The sequence below is a fragment of the Kitasatospora sp. GP30 genome (assembly GCF_029892145.1).
GTDB lineage: Bacteria > Actinomycetota > Actinomycetes > Streptomycetales > Streptomycetaceae > Kitasatospora > Kitasatospora acidiphila.
Map to the genome: position 1 here is coordinate 22640 of NZ_JARZAH010000008.1, position 11807 is coordinate 34446.

Sequence of the window (11807 nt, forward strand, 5' to 3'; positions counted from 1 at the left end):
ATGCCCTTCTCCAAGCTCACGCAGGTTCCGTGAAGAACCGTTGGGTTCTCCGGTCAGGGGGTACCGGCGCCAGTGAACACATACCCGGCCGCTGTCCGAAGTGGTGGGCAGCGACGTGCCCCCAGGAACGGGTATCCGGCTGCCCCGGCAGGCCTGCTGCCGTCTCCTCCCGACGACCGGGAGAAGCAGAGTTACGTCAAGCGCTACAGCTGGGTCCTGACGACCAGTTCGTTCATCGGGTTCGTCTGCGTCCTGATCAGCCAGCTCGACACCGCCCGCCACAGCGCCTGGATCTGGGTCTTCGCGCCCATCCTGCTGCTGTCCGTGGTGGGGTTCGGGATATCGATGCGCCTGGAGCTCTTCGCACCCAGCTTCGACATCAAGGCCCACCGGCGGCTGGTGCGCGAGTGGCAGCCGGCGCGGTATCCCAGCGTCGACGTCTTCCTGCCCATCTGCGGTGAACCGATCGAGGTGCTGCACAACACCTGGATGTACGTGCGGCAGCTGACCGAGACCTACCCGGGCGAGGTGCAGGTGCTGGTGCTGGACGACGGCGACAGCGCCGAAGCCCGGGCCATGGCCGCGGACTTCGGGTTCCGCCACCTGGTCCGCCCCAACCGGGGCTGGTTCAAGAAGGCCGGCAACCTGCGCTACGGCTTCGAGAACTCCGGCGGCGACGCGATCCTCATCCTCGACGCCGACTTCGCCCCGCGCGCCGACCTGCTGCACGAGCTGCTGCCCTACCTGGACGCCGACCCGCGCACCGCGATCGTCCAGTCGCCGCAGTACTTCCGCGTACTGGACCAGCAGAACTGGGTCGAGCGCGGCGGCGGCGCGGTGCAGGAGCTGTTCTACCGCTCGGTCCAGGTCTCCCGGCAGCGCAGCGACGGCTCGATCTGCGTGGGGTCCTGCGCCGTCTACCGCCGCGCCGCGCTGGACGAGATCGGCGGCACCAGCCTGATCGAGCACTCCGAGGACATGCACACGGGCTTCGACCTGCGCGCCCGCGGCTGGGACCTGCGCTACGTGCCGCTCGCGCTGTCCACCGGCATCTGCCCGGACACCATCGGCGCCTACTACAACCAGCAGTACCGCTGGTGCATGGCGTCCATGAGCATGCTCGGCAGCCTCAACGACTTCTGGCGGGTGCGGATGCGCTTCGCCAGCCGGCTCTGCTACATCTCCGGCTTCGTCTACTACATCGAGACCGCGCTGCTCACCTTCACGGCCCCGCTGATCGCGCTGACCCTGCTGATCCACTACCCGAACCAGCTGCAGGCCACCAACATGTGGATGGTCGCGCCCAGCTTCCTGTACCTGACGGTGATCTACCCGCTGTGGCACCGCAACCCCTACCGGCTCGAAGCCTGGGCGACCCGGGTGATGTACGGGTGGGCGCACGTCTTCGCGATCTGGGACGTCGTCCGGCGGCGCCCGATGGGCTGGCAGCCGACCGGGTCCAGCGGCGCCAAGAAGAACAAGACCCAGCGCTTCTGGGGCGGCATGTGGTTCTGGAGCGCGCCCACGGCGGTGCTCTGGCCCGCCCTCGCCGTGTGGCGGATGACCGGCTCGGACCCGGCCAACTACGCGCTGATGCTCGGCTCCGGACTGTTCTACGCGGTGGCGGTCGGTCGCGTCCTGGTCCAGCCCAAGGAGGTGCAGGCATGACGCGTACGCCGCGCACCGGCGGGCAGGCCGGTACGCCGCGCACCGGCCTGCCGGCCGCAGCCCGCCTGCTGCTCGCCGTGGTGGCCGCGGCGCTCTTCCTGTCCGGCTGCGCCGCCGACGGGTCCGCACCGATCGGCGGGGGCGGGAACGGTGCCCAGCCGGCCCAGACCGCGGCCGGTGGCGGCGGCACGGCGGCGCCGGTGCAGCCCTATGACATCCGTCCGCTGCTGAATCCCGCCAAGAAGTTCTTCGGAGCGACCTTCGACGGGGTACCGCTGAACCTGAGTCCGGTCCAGCAGTACGCCACCAAGGTCGGCCGCACGCCGACCCTGCTGGAGTACTACCTGGGGTGGGGCGACGCGCTGCAGGCCGACCAGACCCGCGCGGTCTGGCGGGACGGCCAACTCCCCTACATCGCCTGGGAGCCCTACAAGGCGACGATGGCGCAGATCGCCGGCGGCAGTCAGGACGCCTACATCGTCAGCACCGCCAAGACCCTGCGGGCCATCAACGTCCCGGTGGCCATCAGCCTCGGCCACGAGATGAACGGCAACTGGTACCCCTGGGGCACCAAGCAGTCGAACGCCGCCGACTTCGTCAAGGCCTGGCAGCACGTCCATGACGTCTTCCAGGACCAGGGCGTCTCCACGGTGATCTGGGTCTGGAGCCCGAACATCGTCAACCCGGCGCCGAACGTGGCCCTCAAGCCCTACTACCCCGGGGACGGCTACGTCGACTGGGTCGGCGTGGTCGGGTACTACGCGCTGACCGGGGCCCAGAACTTCAGCCAGCTGTTCGGTCCGACCTTCAGTCAGATCCGCACCTTCACCCAGCGGCCCTTCCTGCTGGCCGAGACCGGCTCCCAGCCGAGCCCGCGGAAACCGGGGCAGATCACCGAACTGCTGAAGACAGTGGCGGACCAGCCGGACGTGGTCGGCTTCATCTGGTTCGACCTGAACAAGGAGACCGACTGGCGGGTCGACAGCAGCCCGGACACGCTGGCCGCCTTCCGCGCCGGCGCCGCGAACCCCGCGTACGACATCAACCTGACGGGCCTGAAATGACCGACACCCAGGCCGAGGCCGGCCAGGTTCCCGACGGCGGCGCGAGCCCGGCGCAGGGCGGACCGAGCGGCGGGGCGACTCCTGCGGCGCGGGTGCCGGCGCCGGCAACCGCGCGCGAGGACGCGTTCGCCGAGCCGCTCAACTCCAGGACGATGCCGCTGCGCATCCTGCGGGAGCTGGCCGACCAGGGGCGGCCGGCGGCACCCTCGGCCCGGCCTGCGGTCCGGCCTGCGGCCCGGCCCGCGACGGGCTCCATGGGCTTCGTCGGCTCGACGGGCTCGACGGGTACGACCGGCTCGACGCGCTCTGTAGGTCCCAGGGGCTCCGCAGGTTTCATCGGCTTCGAAGACGACGACGACAGCCCGGAGCCGGTCGAGCCGATCAACTCCACCACCATGCCGCTGCGCATCCTGCGCTCCTTCCCCGGCCCGCGCCGAGCCGAGGCTCCCGAGCCGCAGGAGTACCCGGAGCCGGAGAACTCCCGGACCATGCAGCTGCGGGTGCTGCCCCCCATGCCGGCGGACCCCGATCCCGGCTACGCCTTCGTCGAACCGCCGCTGCCCGGCTGGACCCTGCCCCCGGTGGTGGCCATGGGCTGGGCGTCCGACACCGGCCGCCGGCGCCGCCTGGTCAGCCAGGCGCTGCTGCTGGTGATCCTGCTGGTGCAGGCCGCGCTGTCGCTGCGACTGGCCAATGCCGCGTTCGAGGACGAGGCGCTGTACGTCTACGCCGGACACGTGGAGATCGGGCACCTGTTCTACGGCCAGATCGAATACGGCGGCTTCGGCAGCTACTTCTCCGGCGCGCCCACCCTCTACCCGGTGCTGGCCGCCGCGGTCGACTCGCTGTTCGGCCTGGCCGGGGTCCGAGCCATGAGCCTGCTGTTCATGCTGGTCGCCACCGCCTGCCTGTACGGGCTGACCAGGCGGCTGTTCAACGAGCGCGCCGGCCTGTGCGCGGCCGCCCTGTTCTCGGTGTCCATGCCGACGCTCTTCCTCGGCCACTTCGCCACCTACGACGCGATGGCCGTCTGCCTACTCGCCCTGAGCGCCTGGCTGCTGGTCACCGTGGCACCCCGGCACTGGGCGCTGACCGCCCCCGTGGGGCTGATCACCGCCCTGGCCGTGGGCGTCAAGTACGCCTCCGCGCTGTTCCTGCCCACCCTCGTGCTGCTCCTGGTGCTGGCCGCCTACCGCTCCCACGGGATGCGCGGCGCCCTGCAGCGCGGCGCCGTCTTCGCCGGTACGACGGTGACGGCGCTGATGGCGGCACTGCTGGGCAGCGGCTACCTGAGCGCGATCCAGAGCACCACGACCGCCCGCGCCCACGGCACCACCACCGCGTGGCAGATCCTGCAGGACAGCGGCCGCTGGGCGGGCCTGCTGGTGGCCGTGGCGACGGTCGGCTCGGTGCTCTACGCCCGCACCGCACGGCTCAGCGAGGTCCCGGGGTGGCGGCGGGCGGTCCCGGGCCGGCGCTGGCGGACCGCCATCGGCGTCCTGCTGACCGGCACGGCGCTGCTGGCACCGGCCTACCAGATCCACCTGCAGACGGACACCTCGCTGCAGAAGCACATCGGATTCGGACTCTTCTTCGCCGCGCCGATGGCGGGCGTCGGCGTCACCCGGCTGATGGGCGCCCACTTCAAGTTCCCGCAGTGGGCCATCGCCATCGGCGTGCTGGCGCTCACGCTGGGCATGAGCCAGTCCGTCTCCTACTACGGCAGCTGGCCGGACACCCGCTACCTGATCCCGCAGCTCGCCTACACGGTGCGCCCCGGGCAGCACTGGCTCGGCGACCCGGAGGAAGGCCCCATCTACTACCTGAGCCGGGAGCACCTGACCTCCTACCAGGACTGGCTGTCGTTCTTCTACATCGACTACAAGACGAAGGACGGCCGACACCTCTCCGGGATCCCCGGCTACCGTGCCGCCGTCGACGACGGCTACTTCGACGGCGTCGTCCTGGACTACTCCAACGGACTCCCCGCCGCCGAGGACGCGGTCCGCCAGGAACTGCGCTCCACCGGCCACTACCGCCTCCTCAGCGCCCTGCCCTACCAGACCTCCACCGTCGGCGGCCACTTCGAGATCTGGGTACGGCAGACGTCATCCTGAGCACGCCCAGGGCGAGCGGCCGCCGACTCCGAGCGGCCGGCAGCCCTGAGTCCGCTGGCGGTGAGGGGCGGTCGGGGGTGCGGCTGGGGTTGGGTCTGGGGCTGTCGCGACGCCTGTCCGCGTGCCCTCCGGCTCAGCGTTAACGCGCCACGTCGCCGGCGGCGAGGACCGCGCTGCTCGGCTCGGACATGGCCACCGTAAGGCCCCTGACCAGCAAAAACGCCCCGCCGGTCCGGGCTGGAGCGGCGGGGCGTGATGGCGCCCCCGGCAGGACTCGAACCTGCGGCCAAGTGCTTAGAAGGCACCTGCTCTATCCGCTGAGCTACGGGGGCGGGTGGGCGGTGGCGCGGGACCTGTTGGGGTTCCTGCCTATTGCCTTGGGTGCGGGTGGGGGTGATGAAGCCCTTGCCCCGCCGGGACAGGATAAGGGCGTCCGCTGCCTTGCTCGGCTTTCCACGTGTGGGGTGGGTGTGTCGGCCTTGCGATAGCGGTCTGATAATCGCAGGTAGGTACGACGAGTGCAGCGTTGGGGGCGGTGTTGCCGCCGGACGTTGTGCAGTCGTTATGGCGATGTCTCCTCAGCCGTTATGGACTAGCCGCGCCGGTAGCGGGGTGTGCCGGGAACGTGACCGATGAGTATCGGGGGAGTCTGTCGGAAATCGGTTCGTCAAGTCGGATGACGTGAACAGAGCTGGTGTAGGCCACTCGTTCAGGGGCGCGCCGACCAGGCGTCCGGCACTCCGGCATGTGGTTGTCATGAACGCATAGCAGGGCTTGCTGTGATTAAGAAAATCATACTGCTATGGCTCAGCAAAGTTGTCCACAAGGTGGGGTTTTTCCACAGGTTTCAATTCCCTCCGACCGGTGCGCTCGGCATGCGCCAGCATCGTCAGTGGCCGGGAATTCTCCGGGGCGCCGAGAAACGCGAGAAATGGGAGGACCTGCGGTGAACGAGACCATGGTCACGATGATTGGAAATGTCGCCTCGATGGTGCAGTACGGGCAGACGGCGGGTGGTATCCCGATGGCGAACTTCCGTTTGGCCTCGACCGAGCGGCGCTACGACCGGGCGCGCGCCGAGTGGGTGGACGGGGACACCCTCTGGGTCACGGTGCTGGCCTGGCGTGGGCTCGCGTCGAATGTCGTCAGCTCGCTGGAGAAGGGCGATCCGGTGCTGGTGAGCGGGCGGCTGCGGGTGCGTGAATGGGAGGACGAGGGCAAGCGGCGGTCGGTGGTCGAGATCGACGCTCGGGCGATCGGGCACGATCTGGGCCGGGGCACTTCGGCCTTCCGCTCGTCGGTGCGAGGGCGTTCCGAGCTGGCCGGGGTCCAGCCGGCCGGCGAGGCGGTGCCCGAGTGGATCGCGCAGGCGGTGCGGGAGCGGCGAGCCCTGGGCGGGCAGGCGTCGCTGGCCGGGGCTGTGGGTGAGCGGGTGGCCGGCGAGCCGGTTGGCTGGGCGGGAGTGATCGGCCAGGGGGCCTCGCCGGCGGGGCAGTTGCCGGTGGGCGAGATGGCGGTGGGCGAGGCGACGGTCGAGCCGCCCTCCTCGCCGGTGGCGCGCTCCCGGCGGCGGTCGGCTCCCGTGCTGGAGCGTGTGGTGGCGAGCGCGGGGCGGCAGCAGCTGGAGGCGGAGGCGTTGCCCGGGCTGGCCGATGGTCCGGCGGTCGGAGAGGTGCAGGTGGCTCACGTGGCTCAGGCCACCAGACGGCGAGTCGGGGAGACGGTGAGTGCTGTGTCTGACATGGCACCGGAGGAGAGCAGGGTGCATGAGGCCGAAACGGCTGGAGCGGCGGCGCGGGTCACGCATGGCGGTCGGCCCGCCCATAGCGGCCGGGGAGGTCGGGCCGGCGTTCTCGCCGGGGTGGGTGGAGCCCCGGGGGCTGATGGGGAGGCGCTGCCAGTGTGAAAGATGAATGATGAACGATCTGTCAGGTGGCACGGTGAATGTTGCCGACGGTCGGCCGGGGCCGAACTGATGCCACCTGGCGGGCTCTCCGATGGTGGGCGAGTCTGCTCGGCGAGTGAGAACTTGAGCATCCTTTGAGCTTTTGTCGACACTCCATCTCTCCGGCCACCGCAACCCGTCGAAGCAATGGGACTGGCAGAAGTCGATAAAGTGATGAGCTATCTGTCACCCCGTCAAGAGGCTGGCTACACCTGTTCCTTGATAACAATTCCGAAACGGAAGCGGTTTCGGCGGATCCTGCGGTTGGCCGCTGGCAGCTGTCAATAGGTTGCGTCTGGTTCGGCATGATGTGTCGGTGCATGGGGAGTGCAGCACGGTGGGGCGAGTCGTCCAGGGGTGCGGCTCTGCCCGGAGGGGGTTTTTCCCGTTTCAGATGCAACGGCGGGCATTGCCCGCAAAGCAGCTGTCATGCTCACCTCTGGCATGGCAGTGGGTGGCGGGCCAGCAGCGGGTGCCCTCCACGCGATGCGCCGCTACGGGTCGCACTGCGCCCCGAGGCGCAACGCCGACCTGGGGCACATCCTCGGCCTGATCCCAGGCGACGGACATCCCGGGTGGCTGTCTCGGGCGACAGGTGGGCCGGCTGTGACGGCTGGTCCCTGAGTGCGGAGCCCGGGCCCGCTGCCGGGCAGGGGTTCGGGATGCGGGGCCCGGTGCGGCACAATGGAACGCTGAACGCTGTATCCCGAAAGCCCTTCCCTCTACTCCTCGACGACGCCGGAGCGATCTCACGTGGCGGAATTCATCTACACCATGCGCAAGGTGCGCAAGGCACACGGCGACAAGGTCATCCTTGACGACGTGACGCTCAACTTCCTCCCCGGGGCGAAGATCGGTGTCGTCGGTCCCAACGGCGCCGGTAAGTCCACGGTGCTGAAGATGATGGCGGGCCTGGAGCAGCCCTCCAACGGCGAGGCATACCTGTCGCCCGGCTACACCGTCGGCATGCTGCTGCAGGAGCCGCCGCTCGACGAGTCCAAGACGGTCCTGGAGAACGTCCAGGACGGCGTCAAGGAGATCAAGGGCAAGCTCGACCGGTTCAACGAGATCGCCGAGCTGATGGCGACCGACTACTCCGACGCGCTGCTCGACGAGATGGGCAAGCTGCAGGAGGAGCTGGACCACGCCAACGCCTGGGACCTCGAGGCCCAGCTGGAGCAGGCCATGGACGCGCTGGGCTGCCCGCCCGGCGACTGGCCGGTCACCAGCCTCTCCGGTGGTGAGCGCCGCCGGGTCGCGCTCTGCAAGCTGCTGCTCGAGGCGCCCGACCTGCTGCTCCTCGACGAGCCCACCAACCACCTCGACGCCGAGTCGGTGAACTGGCTGGAGCAGCACCTGGCCAAGTACGCCGGCACCGTCGTCGCGGTCACCCACGACCGGTACTTCCTGGACCACGTCGCGCAGTGGATCCTCGAGCTCGACCGCGGCCGTGCCTACCCGTACGAGGGCAACTACTCCACCTACCTGGAGACCAAGCAGGCCCGTCTCAAGGTCGAGGGCCAGAAGGACGCCAAGCGCGCCAAGCGGCTCAAGGAAGAGCTGGAGTGGGTCCGCTCCAATGCCAAGGGCCGCCAGGCCAAGTCGAAGGCCCGCCTCGCCCGGTACGAGGAGATGGCGGCCGAGGCCGACAAGATGCGGAAGCTGGACTTCGAGGAGATCCAGATCCCGCCGGGCCCGCGCCTGGGCAGCATCGTGGTCGAGGTGGACAAGCTCAACAAGGCCTTCGGCGAGAAGGTCCTGATCGAGGATCTCTCCTTCACCCTGCCCCGGAACGGCATCGTCGGCGTGATCGGCCCCAACGGCGCCGGCAAGACCACGCTCTTCAAGATGCTGCAGGGCCTGGAGACGCCGGACTCCGGCGACGTCAAGGTCGGCGAGACGGTCAAGATCAGCTACGTCGACCAGGGCCGCGCCAACATCGACCCGAAGAAGACCCTGTGGGAGGTCGTCTCCGACGGCCTCGACTGGATCAACGTCGGCCAGGTCGAGATGCCGTCCCGCGCCTACGTCTCGGCCTTCGGTTTCAAGGGCCCGGACCAGCAGAAGCCGGCCGGCGTGCTCTCCGGTGGTGAGCGCAACCGCCTGAACCTCGCGCTCACCCTCAAGCAGGGCGGCAACCTGCTGCTGCTCGACGAGCCGACCAACGACCTCGACGTCGAGACCCTCTCCTCGCTGGAGAACGCCCTGCTCGAGTTCCCGGGCTGCGCCGTGGTCATCTCGCACGACCGCTGGTTCCTGGACCGAGTGGCCACCCACATCCTCGCGTACGAGGGTGAGAGCAAGTGGTTCTGGTTCGAGGGCAACTTCGAGTCCTACGAGAAGAACAAGATCGACCGGCTGGGTGCCGACGCGGCCCGTCCGCACCGGGCGACCTACAAGAAGCTGACCCGCGGCTGATCGTCCGGTCGTTCGGTCAGACGAACCGTCCGTCGGCCCGGTGAGGCGCCCCGCTTCGGGGAGCCCACCGGGCCGACGCGTGCGGAGGCACACGAAGGCACAGAGGAGAACGACACTCGTGGCACGCCACATCTACGCCTGCCCGTTGAGGTGGTCCGACATGGACGCCTTCGGACACGTCAACAACGTGGTCTTCCTGCGCTACCTGGAGGAGGCCCGGATCGACTTCATGTTCCGCCAGGCCGCCGAGGCCGGCGCGGGCGAGTTCGCGGGCGGATCCGTGGTGGCGCGGCACGAGATCGACTACAAGCGGCCGCTGGTGCACCGGCCCTCGCCGGTGACCATCGAGACCTGGGTGACCAGGATCGGCGGCGCCTCGGTGACCGTGGCCTACGAGATCAAGGACGTGGCTGACGACGGGACCGAGACCGTCTACATCCGCGCGTCCAGCGTGGTCGTTCCCTATGACCTCAAGGCCGCGCGGCCGCGCCGGATCAGCCCGGTGGAGCGGAAGTTCCTCAGCCGGTTCCTGGAGGACGGCAGCCAGGGCACCGAAAACGGCCAGGGCACCGAAAACGGCCAGGGCACCGAGAACGGCCAGGGCGCGGAGGGCGGCCAGAACGCCGCGGCCAAGGGAGAGAAGGTCGCGGCGTGATCGGCACCGCAGCCCTGGCGTTCGCCGACCCGCGGGAGGCGGCGGACCTTGGCGCGTTCCTCACCCGGCTGCTCCGGTTCGACCGGGCAGCGGCCGTGCGGCTGCTGGCCGTGCCCGGGCCGCAGCCGGCCGAGTCAGCGCAGTCGGCGGAGTCGGAGCAGCCGGGAGCCCCCGGGGGAGCGGTTGAGGACGGCGGTGTGCTCGCCGTCTACGGTCGGCTGCCGCTCGGTGGCACCGGCGTGTTGGCGCTGCGAACCGCCCGGCTCGCCGGCCCAGCCCCGGCCGCCGACGCGACGGTGTCGGCCGGGCAACTGCTGGAAGCGGTCGACGAGGAGCGCGGCGCCCTGGTGGTTCCGCCGCCGGTGACCGGCCCGGCCTGGGCCGGGATGCTGCCGCCACGCACCGGCTGGCAGCTGCTCGGCAGCACCGAGGTGGATCTGGTGATGCCTCAACTGATGGAATCAGTACGGGAGTTCAAGGAGCGCACGGCCGAGGTTCCGGAGCATCACCGCAGTCGCGCGGTGCTGGACCAGATTGCCGACGACATCTGGTCGCGTCCCCTGGCCGCCCTTCCCGAGCTGCCATTGCGAGTGGCCCACGCCGCCTACCGGATCGGCTTCCTGCACCCCGGTGCCGCGCTCACCGCTCACCGGGCGGGGGGCTGGCTGCGTTTGACGGCGCCGCATGGCACGGTCGCGCTGCGTACCGCCAGCCCGGGTGCGGGTTTGGGGTTGACGCCGCTCGGGTGAGCGGTTGGGGGTAGGCGTTCGGGGTGTGGCCGCGTATCGTCCCCGGTCGTCCGGGTGGCCCGCGCCGCCTACCGGGTGGGTTCTTGCACCCTGGTGGCCCGCCTACGGCTCATCGGGCGGGAGACGGCGCCGCGTGGCACGGTCGTGCTGCGTACCGCCGGCCCGGCCGCTCGGGTGAGCGGCCGGCCCGGTCGCTCGGGGTGTGCCTAGGCATCGCCTTCCCGCTCGTCCGGGCGGACGGCGATGTGGTCGTTGGCGAGGTCCACGGCGACGCGGTGCTCCATGCCCAGGGCGACGAGGAACTCGCGGGGGAGCTGGACCCGGCCGGTGCGGTCGAGCATCACGTACTCGCGCTCGCTGGTGGACTTCTGGCCGTGCTCGTCGGTGAGGGTCTCGCGCAGTACTTCGGAGCTGGTGCGCCCGTCCCGGATCGCCACGGTGCGCCGCACCTCGCCGGCGACCATGGGGTCGTGGGTCACGATCACCACGGTGGCGCCGAGCTCCCGGTTGACGGTGCGGAACGCCTCGAAGATCGACGCGGCGGTCTCCGAGTCGAGCTCGCCGGTCGGTTCGTCGGCCAGGACCACGGACGGGTTGTTGGCCATCGCCACCGCGATCGCCACCCGCTGCTGCTCACCGCCGGAGAGCTGGGCCGGGCGCCGGTCGGCGAGGTGGGCGATGCCGAGCGCGTCCAGCAGCTCGGTAGCCCGGTCGGCGCGCCGCTTGGCGCGGCCGGCGGACCAGCGCTCACCGTTGAGCTGCATCGGCAGCGCCACGTTCTGAGCCGCCGTCAGGAACGGCATCAGGTTGCGCGCGGTCTGCTGCCAGACGAATCCCACCAGCTCGCGGCGGTAGCGCAGCCGCTCCTTGGCGGTCATGGTCAGCAGGTCGCAGCCGGCGACGGTGGCTGCGCCCGCGGTCGGGGTGTCCAGGCCGGCCAGGATGTTCAGCAGCGTGGACTTGCCGCTGCCCGAGGCCCCGACCAGGGCGATCAGGTCGCCCTTGCGGACCAGCAGGTCGAGTCCCTGGAGGGCCTGCACCTCGACCCGGTCGGCCGTGAAGATCCGTACCACCTGGTCGCAGGCGATGACCGAGTCATGGCCGTATGCCACCTGGGTGCGGGTGGCCTCGGCCCGCCGGTGCAGCTCGGCGAGGCTGACCTCCTCGCCGGTGCTGCCGCGGGGCGCCGTC

General features: G+C 70.0%; 8 protein-coding genes and 1 tRNA gene. 7 read left to right on the forward strand and 2 right to left on the reverse strand.

The genetic code is table 11. The features are described from left to right. Positions 1-252: 252 nt before the first annotated feature. The 3 genes from P3T35_RS14630 to P3T35_RS14640 are packed head-to-tail and all read left to right on the forward strand — an operon-like array spanning position 253 to position 4849. On the forward strand, positions 253-1668 hold the full coding sequence (locus tag P3T35_RS14630; RefSeq protein ID WP_101385314.1) for a glycosyltransferase family 2 protein: 1416 nt from the start codon (positions 253-255) through the stop codon (positions 1666-1668). Next, complete coding sequence (locus P3T35_RS14635; protein WP_101382502.1) at positions 1665-2732, forward strand: glycosyl hydrolase; 1068 nt, start codon at positions 1665-1667, stop codon at positions 2730-2732. The genes P3T35_RS14630 and P3T35_RS14635 overlap by 4 nt, the downstream gene beginning before the upstream one ends. Continuing rightward, positions 2729-4849 (forward strand): glycosyltransferase family 39 protein, encoded by a 2121-nt coding sequence (locus P3T35_RS14640; protein ID WP_101382503.1) that lies wholly within the window; start codon positions 2729-2731, stop codon positions 4847-4849. Before P3T35_RS14635 ends, P3T35_RS14640 begins: the two co-directional genes overlap by 4 nt. Positions 4850-5105: 256 nt before the next feature. Here P3T35_RS14640 and P3T35_RS14645 read toward each other — a convergent pair. After that, positions 5106-5181 (reverse strand) — tRNA-Arg (locus tag P3T35_RS14645). Between the two features lie 635 nt (positions 5182-5816). Here P3T35_RS14645 and P3T35_RS14650 point away from each other — a divergent pair. The 4 genes from P3T35_RS14650 (at position 5817) to P3T35_RS14665 (ending at position 10616) form a co-directional block, all read left to right on the forward strand. Beyond that, positions 5817-6755, forward strand: a complete 939-nt coding sequence (locus P3T35_RS14650; protein ID WP_280706224.1) for a single-stranded DNA-binding protein — start codon at positions 5817-5819, stop codon at positions 6753-6755. A gap of 792 nt (positions 6756-7547) precedes the next feature. Further along, positions 7548-9212 carry an energy-dependent translational throttle protein EttA gene (ettA, locus tag P3T35_RS14655; RefSeq protein ID WP_101382505.1) on the forward strand — a complete coding sequence of 555 codons (1665 nt, stop codon included), beginning with the start codon at positions 7548-7550 and terminating at the stop codon, positions 9210-9212. A gap of 118 nt (positions 9213-9330) precedes the next feature. Beyond that, complete coding sequence (locus tag P3T35_RS14660) at positions 9331-9867, forward strand: thioesterase family protein (RefSeq protein WP_101382506.1); 537 nt, start codon at positions 9331-9333, stop codon at positions 9865-9867. Next, positions 9864-10616, forward strand: a complete 753-nt coding sequence (locus P3T35_RS14665; RefSeq protein ID WP_101382507.1) for a hypothetical protein — start codon at positions 9864-9866, stop codon at positions 10614-10616. The genes P3T35_RS14660 and P3T35_RS14665 overlap by 4 nt, the downstream gene beginning before the upstream one ends. 206 nt (positions 10617-10822) lie before the next feature. On the opposite strand, the gene P3T35_RS14670 is transcribed toward P3T35_RS14665, so the two are convergent. Then, positions 10823-11761: an ABC transporter ATP-binding protein gene (locus tag P3T35_RS14670; protein WP_101385315.1), complete on the reverse strand. Its 939-nt coding sequence runs from the start codon at positions 11759-11761 to the stop codon at positions 10823-10825. Positions 11762-11807 lie beyond the last annotated feature (46 nt).

What these genes read in the sequence shown, in the direction of transcription:
- P3T35_RS14635 (WP_101382502.1), top strand. Translation starts at nt 1,665, where the DNA reads ATGACGCGTACGCCGCGCACCGGCGGGCAGGCCGGTACGCCGCGCACC.
- P3T35_RS14640 (WP_101382503.1), top strand. Translation starts at nt 2,729, where the DNA reads ATGACCGACACCCAGGCCGAGGCCGGCCAGGTTCCCGACGGCGGCGCG.
- P3T35_RS14650 (WP_280706224.1), top strand. Translation starts at nt 5,817, where the DNA reads ATGATTGGAAATGTCGCCTCGATGGTGCAGTACGGGCAGACGGCGGGT.